Origin of the sequence: Marinobacterium rhizophilum (assembly GCF_024397915.1) — a bacterium.
Classification (GTDB): Bacteria; Pseudomonadota; Gammaproteobacteria; order Pseudomonadales; family Balneatricaceae; genus Marinobacterium_A; species Marinobacterium_A rhizophilum_A.
In genome coordinates this window covers 5,107,656-5,127,901 of sequence record NZ_CP073347.1, presented here as the reverse complement: position 1 = coordinate 5,127,901, position 20,246 = coordinate 5,107,656, and the positions used below count along the sequence as shown (strand labels likewise).

16 protein-coding genes are annotated in these 20,246 nt (G+C 59.5%); 4 read left to right on the top strand and 12 right to left on the bottom strand.

Annotated features, from left to right (window positions below; genetic code table 11):
* Positions 1-50: 50 nt before the first annotated feature.
* The 4 genes from pntB to KDW95_RS23120 form a co-directional block, all read right to left on the bottom strand.
* Positions 51-1,457, bottom strand: coding sequence for a Re/Si-specific NAD(P)(+) transhydrogenase subunit beta (pntB, locus tag KDW95_RS23135; RefSeq protein WP_255854111.1), 1,407 nt, complete (start codon positions 1,455-1,457; stop codon positions 51-53).
* 10 nt (positions 1,458-1,467) lie between these two features.
* Positions 1,468-3,030 (bottom strand): Re/Si-specific NAD(P)(+) transhydrogenase subunit alpha, encoded by a 1,563-nt coding sequence (locus KDW95_RS23130; protein WP_255854110.1) that lies wholly within the window; start codon positions 3,028-3,030, stop codon positions 1,468-1,470.
* 136 nt (positions 3,031-3,166) lie between these two features.
* Positions 3,167-4,762: a DNA recombination protein RmuC gene (gene rmuC, locus KDW95_RS23125; RefSeq protein WP_255854108.1), complete on the bottom strand. Its 1,596-nt coding sequence runs from the start codon at positions 4,760-4,762 to the stop codon at positions 3,167-3,169.
* Positions 4,763-4,913: 151 nt separating this feature from the next.
* Entirely contained in the window at positions 4,914-5,858 is a 945-nt protein-coding gene (locus tag KDW95_RS23120; protein WP_255854107.1) for a LysR family transcriptional regulator, read from the bottom strand.
* A 101-nt stretch (positions 5,859-5,959) separates the two neighbouring features.
* On the opposite strand from KDW95_RS23120, the gene mdlC reads away from it, so the two are divergent.
* The 4 genes from mdlC to KDW95_RS23100 all read left to right on the top strand — a co-directional run bounded on the left by mdlC (position 5,960) and on the right by KDW95_RS23100 (position 10,754).
* Positions 5,960-7,564 (top strand): benzoylformate decarboxylase, encoded by a 1,605-nt coding sequence (mdlC, locus tag KDW95_RS23115; RefSeq protein ID WP_255854106.1) that lies wholly within the window; start codon positions 5,960-5,962, stop codon positions 7,562-7,564.
* Positions 7,565-7,625: 61 nt separating this feature from the next.
* Entirely contained in the window at positions 7,626-8,645 is a 1,020-nt protein-coding gene (locus KDW95_RS23110) for a TRAP transporter substrate-binding protein (protein ID WP_255854105.1), read from the top strand.
* A gap of 39 nt (positions 8,646-8,684) precedes the next feature.
* Complete coding sequence (locus tag KDW95_RS23105) at positions 8,685-10,136, top strand: aldehyde dehydrogenase (protein ID WP_255854104.1); 1,452 nt, start codon at positions 8,685-8,687, stop codon at positions 10,134-10,136.
* 264 nt (positions 10,137-10,400) lie between these two features.
* Positions 10,401-10,754: a hypothetical protein gene (locus KDW95_RS23100; RefSeq protein ID WP_255854103.1), complete on the top strand. Its 354-nt coding sequence runs from the start codon at positions 10,401-10,403 to the stop codon at positions 10,752-10,754.
* Between the two features lie 19 nt (positions 10,755-10,773).
* On the opposite strand, the gene KDW95_RS23095 is transcribed toward KDW95_RS23100, so the two are convergent.
* The 8 genes from KDW95_RS23095 to KDW95_RS23060 all read right to left on the bottom strand — a co-directional run bounded on the left by KDW95_RS23095 (position 10,774) and on the right by KDW95_RS23060 (position 20,180).
* Positions 10,774-11,973: a hypothetical protein gene (locus KDW95_RS23095; protein WP_255854102.1), complete on the bottom strand. Its 1,200-nt coding sequence runs from the start codon at positions 11,971-11,973 to the stop codon at positions 10,774-10,776.
* Positions 11,974-12,017: 44 nt separating this feature from the next.
* Entirely contained in the window at positions 12,018-12,839 is an 822-nt protein-coding gene (locus KDW95_RS23090) for a type II secretion system F family protein (protein ID WP_255854101.1), read from the bottom strand.
* The gene (locus KDW95_RS23085) at positions 12,836-13,711 is read right to left on the bottom strand and encodes a type II secretion system F family protein (RefSeq protein ID WP_255854100.1); all 876 of its coding nucleotides are present in this window, start codon (positions 13,709-13,711) and stop codon (positions 12,836-12,838) included. The genes KDW95_RS23090 and KDW95_RS23085 overlap by 4 nt, the downstream gene beginning before the upstream one ends.
* Entirely contained in the window at positions 13,704-15,056 is a 1,353-nt protein-coding gene (locus tag KDW95_RS23080; RefSeq protein WP_255854099.1) for a CpaF family protein, read from the bottom strand. Before KDW95_RS23080 ends, KDW95_RS23085 begins: the two co-directional genes overlap by 8 nt.
* A gap of 11 nt (positions 15,057-15,067) precedes the next feature.
* The gene (locus KDW95_RS23075; RefSeq protein WP_255854098.1) at positions 15,068-15,829 is read right to left on the bottom strand and encodes a tetratricopeptide repeat protein; all 762 of its coding nucleotides are present in this window, start codon (positions 15,827-15,829) and stop codon (positions 15,068-15,070) included.
* A gap of 2 nt (positions 15,830-15,831) precedes the next feature.
* Positions 15,832-17,832, bottom strand: a complete 2,001-nt coding sequence (locus KDW95_RS23070; RefSeq protein WP_255854097.1) for a pilus assembly protein N-terminal domain-containing protein — start codon at positions 17,830-17,832, stop codon at positions 15,832-15,834.
* A 75-nt stretch (positions 17,833-17,907) separates the two neighbouring features.
* On the bottom strand, positions 17,908-18,564 hold the full coding sequence (locus KDW95_RS23065) for an OmpA family protein (protein ID WP_255854096.1): 657 nt from the start codon (positions 18,562-18,564) through the stop codon (positions 17,908-17,910).
* 854 nt (positions 18,565-19,418) lie between these two features.
* A complete protein-coding gene (locus tag KDW95_RS23060; RefSeq protein WP_255854095.1) occupies positions 19,419-20,180 on the bottom strand; it encodes an SAF domain-containing protein in 762 nt (253 codons plus the stop codon).
* Positions 20,181-20,246 lie beyond the last annotated feature (66 nt).

Here is a 20,246-nt window from a genome sequence, read left to right as displayed (position 1 = left end):
GGCAACCGGCTTGATCACCGGTTGCCCTTTTTTGTGCTTGCCGAGCAGGATCAGGCGCTAAGGAACTTCAGGATTCCGTCCACGCTGGCCTTGGCATCGCCGAACAGCATGCGGGTGTTGTCCTTGTAGAACAGCGGGTTGTCCACGCCGGCGTAGCCGGTTGCCATGCCCCGCTTCAGCACGATGGTGGTCTTGCCTTTCCAGGGTTCCAGTACCGGCATGCCGGCGATGGGGCTGTCCGGCACTTCCTGCGCCGCCGGGTTCACGATGTCGTTGGCACCGATGACGATCGACACATCCACCTTGGAGAAGTCCGCGTTGATTTCGTCCATTTCATAGACGATATCGTAGGGCACCTTGGCTTCGGCCAGCAGCACGTTCATGTGCCCCGGCATGCGCCCCGCCACCGGGTGAATGCCAAAGCGCACGTTGACGCCCTTCTCCCGCAGCTTCTTGGTGATTTCGTACACCGTGTGCTGCGCCTGGGCCACCGCCATGCCGTAGCCAGGCAGGATCATGACTTCCCTGGCGTCTTCCAGCAGACCGGCCGCTTCTTCGGCCTCGATCGGGTGCACGTCGCCGGCTTCACCGGCCGGACCCGCCGGGGCGCCACCCTTGCTGCCACTGGTTCCAAAGCCGCCGAGGATGACGTTGACGAACTTGCGGTTCATCGCCTTGCACATGATGTAGCTGAGGATGGCACCGCTGGAACCCACCAGGGCACCGACCACGATCAGCAGGTCATTGCCGAGCATGAAGCCCATGGCCGCCGCCGCCCAGCCGGAGTAGCTGTTGAGCATCGACACCACCACCGGCATGTCGGCACCGCCGATGGCCATGACCATGTGCACGCCGAAGGTCAGCGCCAGCAGGGTCATCAGCACCAGCCAGACCAGGCCACCACCGGCAGCGGAACCCTGCACGTAGAAGATCGCGAACAGCACCGACAGCACCAGCAGGCCGAGGTTGAACAGGTGCCGGCCGGGCAGCTGCAGCGGCTTGCCGCTGATCCTGGCGCTGAGCTTGAGGTAGGCCGCCACGGAGCCACTGAAAGTGACCGCGCCGATGAGGATGCCGATATAGGTCTCGACATCGTGGATGGTTTTCTCCACCCCGCTGATGGCACTGGCGTGATCCAGCGCATTGGCGTAGCCGACGAACACCGCCGCCAGGCCCACCAGGCTGTGGAGGATGGCCACCAGTTCCGGCATCTGGGTCATCTCGACCTTTTTCGCCAGATACCAGCCAATGCCGCCGCCGGCCAGCATGCCGACGATCAGTGCGAAGCGGTTGTCGGTAACCAGGCCAAAGATGGTGACGACCAGCGCCAGACCCATGCCGAGCATGCCGTAGAGGTTGCCGCGCCGGGCGCTTTCCTGGTGGCTCAAACCGCCAAGGGCCAGGATAAAGAGTGCGCTGGCACCGATGTATGAAGCTGTGATGATACCTGTAGTCATCTTGGGGCCCTTATTTGCGGAACATGCGCAGCATGCGCTGGGTCACGGCGAAACCACCGACGATATTGATACTGGTGATAAACACCGCCAGCGTCGACAACACCACCACCAGGGTACTGTCGCTCGATATCTGGATCAGCGCCCCGATGACGATGATGCTACTGATGGCGTTGGTGACACTCATCAGTGGTGTATGCAGCGAGTGGGACACGCCCCAGACCACCATGTAGCCGACAAAGCAGGACAGCACGAACACCGTGAGGTGGCCGATAAAGGCCGGCGGCGCCACGGCACCGAGGCCAAACAGCACCAGGCCGGCAATGGCCAGCGGTGCCAGGAAGGCCAGCGGGTGCGCGGGCTTGGGTTCGGCCTTCTCGACCGCGGCCTGGGCCTTGGCGCCCATATCCGCCTTGGGGGCGGCCGACAGGCGCGGTGCCGGTGGCGGCCAGGAGATCTCGCCTTCCTTCACCACGGTGGCGCCACGGATGACCTCGTCTTCCATGTTGACGACAATCTCGCCGTTCTTGTCGGGGCACAGATCGGTCAACAGGTGACGCAGGTTGGTGGCGTACAGCTGGCTGGCCTGGGCCGCCAGGCGGCTCGGCAGGTTGGTGTAACCGATCAGGGTCACGCCGTGCTTGACCACCACCTCGTTGGCCACGGTCAGCTTGCAGTTGCCGCCGGCCTCGGCCGCCAGATCCACGATCACGCTGCCGGGTTTCATGCTCGCCACCATGGCCTCGGTGATCAGCTCCGGTGCTGCCCGGCCCGGGATCAGCGCCGTGGTGATAATGATATCGACGTCCTTGGCCTGTTCGGCGAACAGCGCCATCTCGGCCTCGATAAACTCGGGGCTCATGGTCTTGGCGTAACCGCCCTGGCCGCTGCCGTCCTCATCCTTGAAGTCGAGCATCAGGAACTCGCCATCCATGCTCTCGACCTGCTCCTTCACCTCGGGGCGGGTATCGAAGGCACGCACGATGGCGCCCATGCTCTTGGCCGCACCGATGGCGGCAAGGCCGGCCACGCCGGCACCGATCACCAGCACCTTGGCGGGGGGAATCTTGCCGGCGGCGGTAATCTGGCCGGTGAAGAAACGGCCGAAATGCTGCGCCGCCTCGACCACCGCGCGGTAGCCGGCGATGTTGGCCATGGAGCTCAGCGCATCCATCTTCTGGGCGCGGGAAATGCGCGGCACCGAGTCCATCGACAGTGCCGTGACACCGCGCTCGGACAGCGCCTGCAGCATCTCCGGGTTTTGTGCAGGATAGAGGAAGCTGATCAGGGTCTGGCCCTTGCCCAGCAGCTCGACGCCGTAAAAGCCCAGCTCCGGGTGCTGGCTGGGCGGGCGCACCTTCATGACGATATCGGATGAACGCCACAGTTCCTTCGGGTCCTCGACAATCTCGACGCCGGCTTCGCGGTACTGGTCGTCGTCAAAACTGGCCGCCTCACCGGCACCGGCTTCGATCGCCAGCGTAAAACCCAGCTTCTGTAGCTGCAGGGCCACCTCGGGGGTCAGCGCGACGCGCGCTTCCCCTTCTTCAATCTCTCTTGGAACGCCTATTTTCATATCGCAGTCTCTCCTTGATCCAGTCGACTGGAAATTAAGATGCTTTAAATATTCTTGTTCAGCCATGGTGCGAAAAGAGCGTAAGGCTACCTGAAAATGCTCCAGGGACCCTGACCCGTTGCGTCGCCCAAATATCTTATTTCTCCACTACCTCGGCGTCCCGCGGTATATCGCCCAGCTCCAGGCTGGCGCGCTCCACCAGGTCGGCCGGGAGTTCCTTTTGTACCGATACGCCCAAATCCTTGAATTCCGCGGCCTGCTTGATCAGGTTGCCCTTGCCACTGTAGAGCTGGCCAAAGGCCTTGTCGTAGCTCAGGCGCGCCCGGTCGAGCTGACTTCCCACCCCCTGCATGCTGGTAAGAAAACCGTTGAGTTTGCTGTAAAACTTTTCGGCCCGGCTGGCCAGCTCCGCCGTATGCTTGTTCTGGTCTTCAAAACGCCACAGTTGACGCACGATATTCAGGCTGGTGAGCAACGTCGTTGGCGTGGCCACCAGCACATTGCGCTCGATGGCACGCTGGAACAGGGTGTCATCGTACTTCAGCGCCTCGACATAGGCAGACTCGATGGGGATGAACATGACCACCACTTCGGGCGAATTCAACCCCGGCAGACGAAAGTAATCGCGGTCCGCCAGTTCGGTGATGCGATCCCCCACCGCCCTGGCATGGGCGGCAATCGCCTGGCTGCGCACCAGGTCACTGTCGGCATTCACGAACTCGGTGTAGGCCACCAGCGACGTTTTGGCATCAATGATCAGGTGCTTGTTCTGGGGCAGGTAGACGATGGCATCGGGGCGCTGACGCCCCTCTTCGGTGTTAAAGCTGACTTCACGGCGGTAGTCCGTGCCCAGCCGCAGGCCGGAATTATCCAGAACATTCTCGAGCATCAGCTCGCCCCAGTTACCCTGCACCTTTTTCTGCCCGCGCAGGGCGGTGGTCAGCTTGTCGGCCTGGTCGGTGATCTCGCGGTTGAGCTTTTGCATGTTCTGCAGCTCGGTGCGCAGCTGTACCCGCTGTTCGGCATCCCGGGCGTGGATATCCTCGACCTTGGCCTTGAAGCCTTTCATCTCGGTATGCAGCGGGTTCAACAGGTTGCTGATGCTCTCGTGGTTCAGTTCCTTGAATGCCTTGCCCTTGCGCTCCAGCACTTCGGTGGCCAGCTGCTCGAACTCCTTTTTCAGAGTTTCACGGCTGTCCTGCAGCAGCCTGAGCTGCGCGGCGAAATGCTGCTGTTTTTCATCCAGCGAGGTTTTCAGTTCGCTGTGCTGGTTGGACAGCTGGCCATAACGGGATTCCAGGGCTTTAAGCTCGGTTTTGGCCTCCTCCCACCAGCGCTGGTAGTTATCCAGTGCCTGCTGCTTTTCCTGCAGCTGGGTCTGGGTCCCCCGGAGTGTCTCCCGCGCCTGGCGCCAGGACTCGCCCAGCTGGCTGACCTCCGCTTTTTGCTCCGCGCTGGTCTGCTGCAGCGCTTCGAGCTGCCGCTGTGCAGCGTTACGCTCGGTTTCCAGCCGCACGCAGGCCATGTCCAGCGCGGCCTTGTCCCGCACCAGCGCATTCATCGTGACCTGCTGCTCGGACTGGGCGACCTGAAGCCTGGAAAGCTCGGCCCGCGCCAGCTCCAGCTCCCTGTGCAATTGCTGATTTTCACCCTGGGCACGCCAACGGGCCAGGGCCCAGGCCGTTATGAACGCGACGACCGGCAACGCAATCAGGATCGCCGTGGTTTCCATGCTGTAACTCCATTCCTGCGGGCGGGCGCAACTGACTAAGGGCGCTTGATTATTGGGAAAAAGCGGCTTTAGCGAAGGCTTCGGCCTGTAGCATGAAATACTACCTGCCTTTGGAGAAAAGGCTATAGATTCATGATATTAGGTCGGCACTTTATGCCATTTTCTCACTGTTTAGCATCGCCCGGGCCGGGTCATCGTCGCCACCGCCCCCCACTGCCTCAATAATTGCCTTCCGGAACCAGCGCTCCGCTGGCGACGCTACGCTGCGACTCTGCCAATGAATCGCCACATCAAATGGCGCCACCTCGAAGGGTAGTTCGTACACTTTAAGTGGCACGCTTGCAGCAAAGGTGCAGGCGATCTGATACGGCAGCACCACCATCAGATCGCTATCCCGCAACAAAGCCGGCAGGATGGAAAAGTGCGGCACGACCAAACTGATCTTGCGGCGGATCCCCAACGAGCCCAGTACGTCCTCGGCCATACCATGTCCGGAGGATCGCGGAATCACGGCATGACGCTGACGGATAAATTGCTCCAGCGTCAAGCTGTCCGGGGAAGGAGCGTAACGCTCATTGATTACACAGACATAACGCTCGGCGACAATAAACTGCCGTTCAATACCCGGCGTACTGAGCGGGCGACTGCAGATTGCGGCGCTGACCTTGCCCGTTATCAGCCACTCATCGACCTTGTCGATCTCCAGCGGCAGCACTTCCAGCTCGACGCCCGGCGCCTGGGCATGCAAATGCCTGAGTATCACCGGCAGCAGCGCCATCTCCCCCAAATCCGTCATCGCCAGGCGAAAGCGTTGCTCCGACAGTGCCGGCTCGAAGTGTCGCCGGCTACTGATAGCGCCGTCAATCTGGGTCAATGATTGCTGAAAGGTGACATAAAGCTGCTCAGCAATCACCGTCGGCTCCATACCGTCACGCGTGCGTACAAAGAGCCGGTCAGCACACAGCTCCCGCAAACGTGCCAGCGAGTAACTCACCGAAGGCTGGGTGACATACAGCTGCTCGGCGGTAAGGGTCACACTGCGCGTTTCATACAGCTTAACCAAGGTTCGTATAAGGTTGAGATCAATATGGGCCATATATAGATGGTATCTATTTTTATAAAAAATACTATCAATTTGATCTATTTTAACTGGCTCGCTAGTTTAGGTTCCAGACTTGATATCGCGGGGATACACACATGGCTACCGTTCATTCCGCCACTTACGATTTACTGCGCAACCAGGGGCTGACCACCGTTTTCGGTAACCCTGGCTCCAACGAGCTGCCTTTTCTGCGCAACTTTCCGGAAGACTTTAGCTATATTCTGGGGCTGCATGAAGGTGTCGTGCTCGGTATGGCGGACGGCTTTGCCCTTGCGAGTGGCAAAACGACCCTGGTCAATCTGCACGCCGCAGCCGGTACCGGCAATGCCATGGGAGCGCTGACCAACGCCTGGTACTCCCACTCTCCACTGGTGCTGACCGCGGGCCAGCAAGCACGCGCCATGGTGGGTGTAGAATCGATGCTGACCAACGTCGACGCTGTGCAACTGCCCCGCCCACTGGTGAAATGGAGCTACGAGCCGGCCTGCGCCGAAGATGTACCACGCGCCCTGAGCCAGGCGATTCATACCGCCAACCTGCCGGCCCGTGGACCTGTATACCTTTCCATTCCCCATGACGACTGGGCACGCGAGGTCAGCGACGACTCGGCACTGTTGGCGCAACGGGAAGTCTGCAGTAGCGGCCAGCCCTCGGCCCAACAGCTTGCACGCCTGGCACAGCGCCTTAATGATGCGAAAAACCCGATACTGGTACTGGGGCCGGATGTCGATGCGTACCAGGCCAACGCGCTGGCCGTTGCCCTGGCCGAACGTCTGTGTATGCCCGTCTGGGTTGCACCTTCGGCGCCGCGCTGCCCATTCCCTACACGCCATTCTTCGTTCCGTGGAGTACTGCCAGCGGCAATTGCGGGGATTTCGGCGCGACTGGAAGGGCATGACCTGGTTCTGGTGGTAGGGGCACCGGTATTTCGCTACCACCAGTACGCCCCGGGTACCTACCTGCCCGCAGGTGCCCAGCTGATACATTTAACCTGCGATGCCCAGGAAGCGGCCCGCGCTCCTATGGGCGATGCCTGGGTCGGCGACATTCATGCCACGCTGGATGCACTGCTCCCCCTGATTGAACAACAGCAGCGGCCGCAGCCAAAGGCACTGCCCAGTCCGCAGGCCGTTGCTCAGCCTGCCCCCCAGGAAAATGGCGCCGACTGGATGGCACCGCAAACCCTGTTCGACCTGATCAATGAGCTGGCACCCGAGGATGCCATTTACGTGAAGGAGTCCACCTCCACCGTCACTGCGTTCTGGCAGCGTGTCGAAATGCGCCACCCTGGCAGCTACTTTTTTCCCGCCGCAGGCGGCCTGGGCTTTGGCCTGCCCGCTGCGGTGGGCGTGCAGCTGGCACAACCCGATCGACGTGTCATCGGCATTATCGGCGACGGCTCAGCCAACTATGCCATCTCCGCCCTGTGGAGTGCCGCCCAGTACCGAGTACCGGCTATTTTTATCATTCTGAAAAACGGTACCTACGGTGCACTGCGCTGGTTTTCTCGCTTGCTGGATGCCGAAGATTCTCCCGGACTGGATGTTCCCGGGCTGGATTTTTGCGCCCTGGCCAGGGGTTACGGTGTTCGAGCGCTTGAGGCGAGCTCTCCTGAAGCATTCACAGAAGCGTTTTCGCAGGCCCTTGGCATGCAGGAACCGGTGCTGATCGAAGTCGCCACCACCACCATCGAGCCCTAGCACACCTATAGATCGCACTGAATCACTCATCCTGACCAACAACAAAAGCAAGGATAACAGCATGAAGAAGAACCTCTCCCGCTGCCTGCTCGCCGCCGCCATCACGGGCCTGAGCATCACCGCCACTGCCGATACCACGCTGCGTCTGGCACACCTGTGGCCGGCAACCTCAGCGGTACAAAAAGAAATTTTCGAAACCTGGGCACAGAGCGTCCAGGAAGCTTCGGCCGGCGAACTGCAGGTGGAGATTTACCCCTCGCAGACGTTAAGCAAGTCCAACAAGGCCTACGATGCCGTGGTTAGCGGCATCGCCGATATCAGCGTGACACTGCAGGGGTATACCGCAGGTCGCTTCCCGCTGTCGGAAATCGTGCAGCTACCGGGCGTTGCCCGCGACGCTCCCCAGGGCGCCTGTATTCTGCAGTCGCTGTACGATAACGGGGCCATTGCGCAGGAATACAGCGATACCCATGTCCTCTTTATGTTCACCACGGGCCCCGGTTACCTGCATACACGTGACACCGATATCCAGTCACCCAAAGACCTGGAAGGTCTGCGCATACGCCGCCCCAGTGAAGTGGCCGGTGAGATGCTGTCAAGCATGGGAGCCCAGCCTGTAGGAATGCCTGCGCCCGAAATTTACTCCGCCATGCAGCGTGGTGTAGTCGACGGCCTTAGCTTCCCCTGGGAAGCCATGAAGGTTTTTCGCATCAACGAGTTGGCGAATTATCACATGCAGGTGCCCTACTACACCGGCATCATAATGGCGACCATGAACAAGGGGGTTTACCAGAGCCTGTCGCCCGAAATGAAAACAGTTATCGATAACAACAGTGGCATGAAATGGGCCATGACCGCCGGCAATGTCTTTAACCGACTGGATGAAGAAGGCCGTCAGGAGGCCATTGACCTTGGGCACACCATTCGCGTGATGGACGATCCGCTCAACGATGCGCAATGGTCGATCCCCCTTAGGGAAGGCACCCAAAATTACCTCAACACACTGCAGCAGCGGGGTCTTGAAACAGCCCAGGATGTATACCAGTCCGCACTGGACCTGCGCCAGAAGTGTGCAAGCTGACCGCAAACCATAATAACCATGTCCAATTGCGAGGATGTCATGAACAGATTGTCACTGCTGATTGCCGGCCAACACTGCCAGGCACAGGACAACGCCACCTTCGTGCGCCATAACCCGCTTAGCGGCGAGGCGGTAACCCAGGCTGCTGCCGCCACGGTGGCTGACGCCAAAGCAGCGGCCGATGCCGCCTCTGCGGCCTTCCCTGCCTGGTCAAGCACCAGCCCGGGGGAGCGCCGAGCCAAGCTGCTAAAAGCCGCTGATCTGATGGAGGCCCACCAAGCTGAATTCATCGAGGCTATGGTCGCCGAAACCGGTGCGACCCCCGGCTGGGCCGGGTTCAATGTCATGATCGCGGCCTCGGCGCTGCGCGAAGCGGCCTCGCTGACTACCCAGATCGGCGGCGACATCATCCCCTCCAACGTACCCGACAACCTGGCCATGGGTATTCGTGTTCCCTGTGGCGTGGTGCTGGGTATTGCCCCCTGGAACGCGCCCATCATTCTGGGTACCCGTGCCATCGCCACCCCGCTGGCCTGCGGCAACACTGTGATACTGAAAGCCTCCGAGCAATGCCCGGCAACCCACCTGTTGATCGGCGAAGTGCTGAGCAAGGCGGGCCTGGGTGATGGCATCGTCAATGTCATTACCAATGCGCCGGAGCAGGCAGCCGAGGTGGTCGAAGCACTGATCGAACATCCGGCAGTACGTCGCATAAACTTTACCGGCTCTACACAGGTGGGCCGCATCATTGCGGAAAAAGCCGCGCGTTTCCTTAAACCGGTGCTATTGGAACTGGGCGGCAAGGCACCACTGCTGGTACTGGAGGATGCGGACCTGGATGCTGCCGCTGATGCTGCCGCCTTTGGTGCCTTTTTCAACCAGGGTCAGATCTGCATGTCGACCGAGCGCCTGGTAGTGGTCGACGCAGTGGCCGATGCCTTTGCGGAAAAGCTGGCGAAAAAAGCTCAATCCCTCAAGGCGGGTGACCCGAACGACACAACAAACGCGCTCGGTACCCTGGTCAGCCAGGAGGCAGGCCTCAAGCTCAATGCCCTGCTGGATGATGCCCTTGACAAGGGTGGACGCCTGCTGTCAGGCGGCAAGGCAGATGGCGTGATAATGCAAGCAACACTGATTGATGGCGTACAGGAAAATATGCAGCTGTATCGTGAAGAGTCATTCGGCCCAATGGTCGCGCTGATCCGCGTCAAGGACGAAGCCGAGGCTATTCGGGTGGCCAATGACAGCGAATATGGACTCTCTGCGGCGGTGTTCAGCCAGGACATCGCCCGCGCCATGAAAGTTGCCGGCCAGATCGAATCGGGCATCTGTCATATCAACGGGCCCACCGTGCACGACGAACCCCAGATGCCCTTTGGCGGCGTCAAATCCAGTGGTTACGGCCGTTTTGGTGGCAAGGCCGGGATCGAGGAATTCACCGAGCTGCGCTGGATGACCGTACAGCTTGGACCCCGTCATTATCCTATCTGACCTTGCGCGCTGATACGTTCCGCCCTGCAGCACATACCGGTGGCCTGATCGCCGCCGGTATTTTTCGTTCGACCGCAGCGTCCCCCATATCAGAACTCCCCGGCACATCCAGCGACATTTGGCGTAGTGTCCCCAAGCGAGCGGTCACTGCACCCGCTCGCTTGGTATAAAGTAGTACCCGCCCCGGCCTCAAAGGCCAGCATCACAATGGCCAGGGGGCCAATTAGCCACACTATGCCTGTTCAGCCTTTATAGGGAGCCTGCATGAGTACGCCGGGAGACGGGTATCTGCTGCGACATCAAAAGGAACTGCTGGGCGGTGATATCGGCATCTGGCTGCTGCTGATCGGCGGCGGCCTGACCATAGACATGCAGGAGCCGGTGGTCAACAGCCTGCTGGTCAGCCTCTGGGGCGGGGAAAATCTCGGGCGGGTGCGTTCCACCCTTAGCGCCTGCATGGTATTTTCCACCGGCATTGCGCCGGCATTGCTGGGTTTTCTGATCGACCCTGGCATCGGTTTTCAAACGATCCTTGCCGGCGCCCTCGCGGCCGTACTGCTGGCCTGGCTGCTGGCCCTGAAACCGCTGTCGCAACAGGCAACGGCACCAGGCGCCTGACCCAAACCTGCCGTCGACCTCAGGGACGGGCAAAATGCACCGGCCCTTCGCCGTGGGGCAAGGTACGCTGCCAACTGTCCGCGCCAGCATCAATCGGCAGGTTCATGCGAAAAGGTGGCGTCAGCCCCTCCAGGGCGTTCAGGGCCGGGTCATTGGGGCTGGCCACCGACTCGGCCGCCTTAAGCGCTATTTCAACCCGGCACTGCAGCGCCGTCGGCGTCACCAGTAAAGCCAGGGCATCCTCATACTGTTGGGCCAGACCGGCCGGCAGATTTGCCGATACAAGCGCAAGCGTCTCCTGCACCAGATAATACGCCACCGTATTCACCAGCCCATCATTCTGCAACGTAGTATCATCCGGGCAACAGATCTGGCCGATATCGGGTCGGGGCGGCGTTTGTCCCGGCAGTCCGAGGTCGCTAACCAGCCCGTCATAACTCACACCGATGGCGCCTTCCGCCTGCGCCAGAATATCGGTTTGTGCCGTATAGCCCGACGGACAGTCACAGCTAAGCTGCGGATTGACCAGACAATCGAGTAAGGCATCTTCACTTGAAACATCAAACGTATAGCTTTCACAGGGCTCACCGGCCACCACTTTTTGTGACAACCAGCGTGACCCTATGTCCTGTGGCGATGCAGCGCATTGCGCGGGCGTTTCGCGGTATAAAAACCCGGGCAGGCCCGTCGGTGCGCGCCCCACCGCATAGGTGGGCGTGCCCTGCAGTCCGTAGATATACCCCACGGCGCCTGTTCCGGCGATGCCATCGGTGCCGGAACTGTCCGCACTTTCGTTACTGGGCGATTTGATGCACGGATCACCCTGGCAGCTGTTACCCTCGTAATAGAGTGGCTCGCGACCGGTGAAACGATCATCACGGATACCGATCAGCGCCCGGTAGTTTTGCTCCTGGGTGCGATCGATATAAAAGATCCGTGGGGCCTCATGTTCATCGAACCCCACCGCCTTCCCCAGCACGACGCCAGCATCGTCGCTCACATAGGCCTCCTGCGACTGCTGGCTGACATAATACTTAAACAACGCATCGCGCACCGCCACGATGCCCACCATGGACCCGATCAGCAGTATCGTAATGATCAGAATCAGCTCGATCGTGATAATAAAGCCGCCCTGGTATCGCGCCCCCGGGGAAACCCTGGAGCAGGCCCGACGTTGCGGGCTATCCTGCATAATGTTGTCGTCCATTTTATCTGCCATATACCCTCGCCTGTTCGTTGCCGCGTCCCCCGCACATGCCCGGGTCATAACAACACCTTGATCCACTGGAACATCTGGTAGAACTGAATGGCTGCCGGAAAGATTACCAGCACCAAAAACATCGGCAGACACACCAGCAGCATGGGAAACAGCGCCTCCAAGCTTTTTCGATTGATCAGTTCGGTGCTGCGTTGTACCTGCTTGGCACGCAGCATGTCGGCCTGTGATGCCAGCGTGCGAGCGACTGGCGAACCCACTTTAAACCCGACATTCATTACTGCGGCCAGACGATGCAGGTCATCGACACCGGTGCGGGTAGCCAGCGCGGAAAACGCCGCCTCGCGATCACGTCCCGCCTCCAGCTCTCGAGCCAGCAGCAGCGCCTCCCTGGCCAGCGGGTTGCGCGGGGTTAAACCGTACCGGGCCGCCAGCGCAAACGCCTGGGACAGGTTATGACCGGCCTTCAGGTAGGCCACGATCAGGTCTATCAGAAAGCTCAGTGAGTCACTAATCCGCCGCCGCCGCTGCGCCCGGCGCTGCAGCAACCACAGCTCAGGTACAAAGAAACCCGCCAGAGCCGGACCTGCCAGTATCCAGACCGGCCATTCTGCTCCCCGCCACTCAAGCAACAGCAGCGGCAACAGAGCACCGAGCAACAACTTGATCGGCCAGTAAAGAAACAGCAAACGCTGCGGCATGATGCCGGCCTGGCGAACCAGTTTTGTGGGATGCAGCCTAAAACCACCCTGCGCGTCAGGCGACATGTCAAGGGGCGTCGCGCTGTCGCGACTGAGCATGAACAGCGCCCACACAAACAGCAGCAATGCTGTACCCAGTACCAGGTCAAGCCACCAGGCAGTCATCATGGGTCACTCCTTAGCAGCCGGCGCAGCCAGAGGAAACCGGCCACCTGACAGAGTACCGCTGCAAACAACAGCTGCGGTCCAATGGCGTGCTCTGTCAGGCGCGCCAGCCAATCCGGCTCTTTCCATAGAAAGACAGGTATCAGCAGATACGGCAGGACCGCCGCAAAAACGGCCGCAAGGCGGGTACCCGACAGCTGTCCGCTGATCAGCAAGCGTCTTTTTATCCGCTCGCGCAAAATGCCGCTGACCGCGCCAAGCAGACCGCCAAAACTGGCTTCGGACTGCCATTTGGCGATCAGCACCTGCGTAAACAGGCGTACGCCTTCAGTGTCATAGAGCGTCACCATGCGTGCACAGGCACTGTCGATGGGTAGGCCGTAATCCAGCCGTCGTGTCAGTTCCTGCAGTTCCTCGCGTACTGCTCCGCGGCTCGCCCTGGCGGCCACCAGCAGGGCTCTGCGCGGCGGTTCCCCACCCTGCAACGCCGCCTGAATCAGGTCCAGTGCATCTGTCAGGCTGGCCTCAAAGGCCCGCGCGCGCCAGGCCACCAAATCCACAAGGATATAAAAAGCCAGTGGCAGGACACAGAACCCCGCCAGCGCCGCAAACGCCACGGAGGCAGGAAAAATCTCCAGGAAAACCAGAAACACCAGTACGCTGAGCATGCCAATGCCAGCCACAAAGACCAGCGGCTCGACATTCAATTGCAGGATGCGCAACTGATCCGCCAGCCGCCGACGTTTCGCCGGGTCCTCGCTCACCGAATCTGACAACGGCACTGCGACCAAAACCCGGCGACGCTGCACCATAAGCCAGATACCGCAGCACAACATGACTCCCAGCAGGAGCAGCAGCAAGACACCTTCAGTCATGAGGCACCTGCGTGCCGGCATCACCGGCCTCGGCCGCCGAGCGGATGAAGGATGACGTATCGAACCCGCGCAACTGCAGTCGTGCGAGAAAGCTCACGGGGGCACCGGTGGCCTGATGCTGCCCGGCCGTAAAGGCGTGCTCCTCGTCAGGGGCCTGCGGCACCACATCGGGTTTGAAACGGTACAGTTCCCTAACCGACAGCTGCCCCTCCTCGCTGATCACCTCGGACACGCTCGCCACGCGACGACTGCCATCACGGAAACGCACCAGTTGCACCACCACCTGTATCGCCGAGCCGATCATGTCCCTGACCGACTCCCTCGGCAGCCCCGTGTCGCCCATCAGCGCCAGCGCTTCCAGACGGCGCAACACATCGCCCGGGCTGTTGGCATGCACGGTGGTCAGGCTGCCATCGTGCCCCACGTTCATGGCCTGCAGCATGTCAAACACTTCGCAACCTCGCACCTCACCCACAATAATGCGATCAGCACGCATTCTCAGCGCTGTGCGCACCAGTTCGCGCAATCCGATACCGCCACTGCCTTCCAGGTTGCCAGGTTTGGCCTCAAGGGAAATGACATGCCCATGCTCAAGCTGCAGTTCGGCGGTTTCCTCGACGGTCACCACTCGTTCATTCTGCGGAATAAAGCGTGACAGCAGGTTCAGCAGCGTCGTCTTGCCGGCCGCCGCCCCGCCGGCAATCACAATATTGAGCCCTCCCCGCACCGCCAGGCTCAGCAGCTCCAGCATCGGCTCACTGATAAAGCCCTGCTGCAGCAGTTCGTCGCGCGTCGTCGTTTCAACCCGAAAGCGCCGGATAGACACCACCGTGCCGCGACCACAGAGCGGCGGAATTACCGCGTGCAGACGACTGCCATCACTCAGCCTGGCATCAACCATGGGGGAGCCGGCGTCCAGATGCCGGCCCTGTGCCGACACCAGGCGATCCACAAAGCGACGCAGATGCGCTTCGTCATCAAAACGTACGGGGGTCAGCTCCAACCGTCCCTGTCGATCAACCCAGACCTCATCGGGCCCGTTGACAAGAATGTCCGAAAGTTCGCTGTCCAGCATCAGCGGGGCCAGCGGCCCCATCCCGCCGAGCTCCTGAATAATCTCATGCGCTATCTGCTGTCCCTGGGATGCATCGATGCTCACCCCCGACTCATACTGGAACTCGTCCAGCAACCCCGCGACCCGCTTGCGAATGGCATCGCTGCTATCGGGCAGGGCATTGCCTTCTTCTTCCACCGAGTCAATCAAACGCCGGTGCAGCAGACGCCGAATGCGCCGGAAATAATCCTCGTTTGTGCCGGACTGAACCGCCCGATTCATAACGTTCATGCGAAGCCTCCTCAATGCACGCGCTTGCGTGGCACAATCGGCAGCCTACCCAGCTGCACGCAGGCCGGCTGCTGAGAAAGATCGATCAGCCGTCCCATCGCCGCCTTGAAGTCAGGCTTGAGCCCCAGCGCCGACCGATACAAGCGGCATGCCTGCTGCCAGTGGCCGCGCGACTCCTTCAACAGCCCCCGGTGATAGTCCAGACGCCATTGCGGAGCCCCCAAACGACCGGCAATGGCCAGTGCACTCTCGGCATCGTCATACTCACCGTCCAGGTAGGCCGCAGCAGCCAGCGCTTCGCGCAGCTCTGCATAGGTGGGTGAAAGCTGAATCTCGCGCAAGAGCAGCTCTCGTGCCAGACGGCTGTTGCCCTCTTCCATTGCGATTCTGGCGCGCAATATGGCAGCCTCAGGGCGGGAGCCACGCCGGGCCAGCAATTGATCAAGCAGAAACTGCGCCTTGTCGGCACGCCCAGTCTGGTAGTTCATCACCGCATTGCTCATGGTGATGCGTTCGTGCCAGGGAAATTCGACCTGCAAGCGCTCGACTTCACGCAGAATCCGCTCGCAGTCGATCGTTCCACTGTCTGCGTGCCAGATTTCTGCACAGGCGCTGCCGGACGCCACCGACTGGTGATAGAGCCCGAGCATCTGGTCCAGGCGAACGTTGGGATCCGGCTGCTCGCTGCGGCGCCGATCCATGTCACTGGCACAACCGCCCAGCAGAACGAGCACCAGCAGGCTAACGGATATACGCTTAAAGGCTGAAGGCATCATCACTGAACTCCTTTTGGTTGATCGGCGACAAGGCCCGGCGCGGCTTCAGCTTCTTGCTGCGCAGTACTCACGACAGTACCCACCGCCCAGTCAAGCAGGGTCAGGGGCGCAGGAAATTGCCATAGTGCCGTGTCATTCATCGGCTCGCGCACAATGGTTGGCGTCACGATGATGACCAGCTCGCTGTCAACATCGGACTTGCCGCTGGACTCGGCGAACCAGCCAATGACCGGCATATTGTGCAGTCCAGGGGTATAGTTTTCCTGCGAACTCAGATCCCTGGAAACAAGACCGCCGAGCACCAGCGGTTGCCCGTCCCTCAGGCGGGTAGAGGTTTCAAGACTGCGTACATTAAACGCGGATGTATTCAGATCACTGCCCGTACTGCCGGCTATCTGCCGGGTAAGCTGTGTATCGGGCGTGGAAATGGTGGGCGCCAGATCCAGTGTAATGCGGTCGTTCTCATCCACCATTGCCCGCACCTTGAGCTGCACCCCGAACGGCTTGAACTCGGTCCCGCTGAACACGCCCGATGTGTTGGTACCCACTTCATCATCGCCGGATAGCCCTGCAGGGGCAAAGGCAGTGGGTACCGGAACCTCGCCACCCACCTGAAATACCGCCGGTTCGCCCGCCAGCACCGTCATTGTCGGGCGAGACAGGGTACGGGAAATGCCTTCGTCCTCCATCAGGGAAAACAGCAGGTCAAATGCCAGGTCCGTGGTGCCGATCTGCAAGTTGTTGGTCAGGGTGCCGCCGAGTATCTGCAAGGCATTTTCCACGGTTGAGCTACCCGCCCCACGGGAGGACTGTCCACCCAGACCAAAGAGTCCATCGGAGCTGTAACCGTTCGTCACCAGGCTCATGTCCGGTCGCCAGCTTTTCATGCGACTGCGATTGATTTCATGCATTTGCACAGAGACGCGCACCAGGGGCACATCACGTACACTGATCATTGACAGGATGCGGCCCCCGGAGACAGACAACAGCTTCGAGCGGGCGATATTTGCGTCGATATCATTCGTCAACGCACCGGTGCTGCTCGCACCACCGAAATTTCCGCCGGACAAGCCCTGCTTGCTGCGACCGTTCAGTAGCGCCCCCGACTCATCTGCAATGGCCGCCACTGCATTCGCCGGATCAATGGCAGCATCGAAGCCAACAAACAACCGTGAAGCGACGTTCAGGATCCGGGTCAGACTCACCTGGTCCCGTACTTCGCCTTCCAGGACCAGGGTATCGTAGCGATCATCTTCAACATCGCCGCGTACCATGCGTCGCACGCGGACATCGCCACCGCCCAGGCTTTTGATGGCGTCCTGAATTTTCTTCGTGGTACTGCGAGGTAATTCATCCACCTGGATCAGGTTGATCACGGCGGAGGAAAGCGTATTCGAGGCCACCGGGTTGCCAACCCGCAAGTGATTATCGACTGGCGTCGGCATGCTTGCCGTCCCGGCAACGCTTCGCAATAACATGGCATCTGCCGATGCAGCACCGCCCTGCTGCCCCGCGTTGAGGTAATTGCGCGCCACTGCCTCGGCCGCCACACGGTATTTAACCGTCGGCACCTGACCTCGTAATACCAGTGCCGGCCGATCAGGGGCGGTTTGAATCACGATATTGGGATGGATATCGCGCAGTGCGCGCCGCAGAACAGACAGATCCTCACTGACACTGAACAGAAAGGTTTCACTGGTGTTGTCCACATACCAGACAATCAGGCTGGTGCGGCCCACCTGCTTGGCCAGGGCCAACAATTCATTACCACCAAGAATTTCGACCTCCAGCGTTTTATCCTGCCCAACAGCGACCCGCTCCAGGTCCTTGTTAAAGATCAGGCGCGCGTGCGTCCACTGAACCAGCTCACGCGTCGTCGACGATTGCCGACCATTGGCTGTTTCTACGGCCAGCAGCCCCTGATCGGCATAGAGTGCGCTGGAGAATGCCCAGCCCAGTACGGGTATTACGATGGCGAGATTGCGTATAATATTCAACATCCTTGCATCCACCTTATAATTTTGATGATTTGACAATGGGTTGCGGCAAGCTATTGAAGGCCGCAGCCAGACTCTTCACCGCGACGGCAACGCACAGGTCGCGTTCTGCGCATAGAGCTGGACATCTACCCGCCGGTTAACCGCCCGCCCCGACTCGGTCGCATTACTGCCTGCCGGTTGCGTTTCACCCACACCGTGACTGCGAATGCGATGCGCAGTTACCCCCAGCCTCAGCAGGTAGTCGGCAACACTACGGGCACGCTCTTCAGACAGGAGCTGGTTATAACGGGCGAACCCGCGACTATCCGCATGACCGACCACGTTGAGCCAGCTACAGGCGCCAGATTGCTTCATGCGCTGAGCCAGCAGTTCGAGGCGCCCGTGCGCATTGGTACCATCGAGAAAGCCTGACGGGACATTTAGCCCTGTCGTGGCCGACGCGGTGTCAAACAGAAATGTTTCCCGGGCGATTGTCTCCCCCTGCCCCCAGGGATAACCTGATGTATCGAATCCACAGTTATTGCTGTCTGCTGTATAAAAAGAATATGAAGAGGAACAGGACGACAAATAATCACGGATCCAGTCACTGTTCCGATAACCGGTTGCTATCGACTGACTGCGATGATAATTATCGGGCGCCGGTTGTGCATGGAACCTTGGGTGACTGACCAAACTGCTGCAGCCCGTCACCGTGAGCATCAGTACCAGAATAAATGCCTTTTTATATTTCATTGCTGTGCCCCAATCGCTAATTATTTCGGGTTCAATGCAGCACTTTCTATCCAAAGCCATTACTGATTAATACTGAATGGATACTTTGCTTCAGATTACAGGCCTAATGGCCGTCAGCTATCGAAGTGCACTGATATAAACACAGCACATCCCATGCCAACACAATGATGGAATCAGATTGAAAATTAGCCCAACCATTACAATAAGTTACAAATACCAAAAAATATTCATGGGTATAAAAATAGTAACATTTGCAAATCGGCAATATTTTTCGCAAATTGCAAACCGTTCGGTGGCGCAGTAGAAACCTGCGAATCAACAACGTACACAACCATTGAAAAACGGCCATCAGGCCGTTTTTTGGAGGGATAGATAGCTATAATGAAGATTATTTCCCGGATAGCCAGTGGCAAACCAGGATGAAATAGACACACCCTGAACAGCCAAGTCACTGTTTGTTAACCCGGGTTAATACATAAAAAAGATACTTCATCATTGGCCGCAGGCCAACGCGACCACCATTCTTCACCGGGGAAATCCAGCACGTACACGTACGTGCGCCCATTCTTGAAGGGTGAAAGGTGTGGGGCGACAGGCAAATAGGGAGGAAACCTATTTGCCAGCCAGGTTATTAACCCGGCGGGTTAATACATGAAAAAGGGATGTTTCATCATTGGGCCTTCCATTGAACAAGAAGGCCCAATGTGAACCCCATCCCTTCACCCGAGAGAATCCAGCAGGTCCACGTACATGCGCCCATACTTGAAGGGTGAAAAGTGTGGGGCGACTGGCAAATAGGGAGGGAACCTATTTTCCAGCCAGGTTAATAATACGATGCCTGGCAGGAACAATTCTTAAAGCCGGACGTGCACCGTTTTTCGGCTCAGGCCATTCACAATCTCCACCTGGCGATGCGTTGGCTGTGGGCTGATCGACAGCGGCGAGTCGAGTGCAGCGGCGTTGGAACCGTGCAGGACCAGCGAGACCTTTTCCCGTTCGCTGATACTCGCCAGCGGATATACATCCTGCGGGGCTACGGCCACTACCAGCGAAGCGCGGGTATCCACAGTTCTGGCAGAACGCGTCGACTGAGCCAGAGCTGCGAAGGCTCCATCCGTGGGTGCAGGCGTCTGGGCTTTGGGCGAAAGGGTGCCGATGAGCCGCACATCGCGTGCCACTGTACGAACGCCGGACGAGCCGCTGGCCAGCACATCAAACACATCGCCGCTACGCAGCTGAGAATGCGGAATAGTGCCTCGACGCGGTGACAGAGTATACAGCACGCGACCGACCGGAACCTGCTGCGAAAGCCAGCTTCGGGGCGGCGCCTGCAGGTCCGCAGCCTGAAAACGATCACCGTCCTTTTTTGCCCTAAGCAACAGTTTTCCCAGTACCTCGCCAGGATTGTCAATCCCGACCAGATCATTGCTGATGCGTCGTTGCGCCAGCATGTCGCGGCTGATCGTCTGGCCCGGCGTTAAGTCACCACTGGCGACCCAGGCCATCTGCGTTGACAGTCGCTCCACCTGCCGTACACCCAGCACACCGGCCAGCGCGGTTGACACTACGAACACCATGACCGCCGCCGTGGCACTGCCTGTTAGTTTGCGTTTCATGTCTGACCTCCATCGCGGTTGAGGCTAGCATTCTGAGCTGAGTGCTCTTGCATCAAAGCACTCAGC

Bases quoted from the DNA above. Each gene is read 5' to 3' on its own strand.
- pntB (WP_255854111.1), bottom strand. From the start codon at position 1,457: ATGACTACAGGTATCATCACAGCTTCATACATCGGTGCCAGCGCACTC.
- KDW95_RS23130 (WP_255854110.1), bottom strand. From the start codon at position 3,030: ATGAAAATAGGCGTTCCAAGAGAGATTGAAGAAGGGGAAGCGCGCGTC.
- rmuC (WP_255854108.1), bottom strand. From the start codon at position 4,762: ATGGAAACCACGGCGATCCTGATTGCGTTGCCGGTCGTCGCGTTCATA.
- KDW95_RS23120 (WP_255854107.1), bottom strand. From the start codon at position 5,858: ATGGCCCATATTGATCTCAACCTTATACGAACCTTGGTTAAGCTGTAT.
- mdlC (WP_255854106.1), top strand. From the start codon at position 5,960: ATGGCTACCGTTCATTCCGCCACTTACGATTTACTGCGCAACCAGGGG.
- KDW95_RS23110 (WP_255854105.1), top strand. From the start codon at position 7,626: ATGAAGAAGAACCTCTCCCGCTGCCTGCTCGCCGCCGCCATCACGGGC.
- KDW95_RS23105 (WP_255854104.1), top strand. From the start codon at position 8,685: ATGAACAGATTGTCACTGCTGATTGCCGGCCAACACTGCCAGGCACAG.
- KDW95_RS23100 (WP_255854103.1), top strand. From the start codon at position 10,401: ATGAGTACGCCGGGAGACGGGTATCTGCTGCGACATCAAAAGGAACTG.
- KDW95_RS23095 (WP_255854102.1), bottom strand. From the start codon at position 11,973: ATGGCAGATAAAATGGACGACAACATTATGCAGGATAGCCCGCAACGT.
- KDW95_RS23090 (WP_255854101.1), bottom strand. From the start codon at position 12,839: ATGATGACTGCCTGGTGGCTTGACCTGGTACTGGGTACAGCATTGCTG.
- KDW95_RS23085 (WP_255854100.1), bottom strand. From the start codon at position 13,711: ATGACTGAAGGTGTCTTGCTGCTGCTCCTGCTGGGAGTCATGTTGTGC.
- KDW95_RS23080 (WP_255854099.1), bottom strand. From the start codon at position 15,056: ATGAACGTTATGAATCGGGCGGTTCAGTCCGGCACAAACGAGGATTAT.
- KDW95_RS23075 (WP_255854098.1), bottom strand. From the start codon at position 15,829: ATGCCTTCAGCCTTTAAGCGTATATCCGTTAGCCTGCTGGTGCTCGTT.
- KDW95_RS23070 (WP_255854097.1), bottom strand. From the start codon at position 17,832: ATGTTGAATATTATACGCAATCTCGCCATCGTAATACCCGTACTGGGC.
- KDW95_RS23065 (WP_255854096.1), bottom strand. From the start codon at position 18,564: ATGAAATATAAAAAGGCATTTATTCTGGTACTGATGCTCACGGTGACG.
- KDW95_RS23060 (WP_255854095.1), bottom strand. From the start codon at position 20,180: ATGAAACGCAAACTAACAGGCAGTGCCACGGCGGCGGTCATGGTGTTC.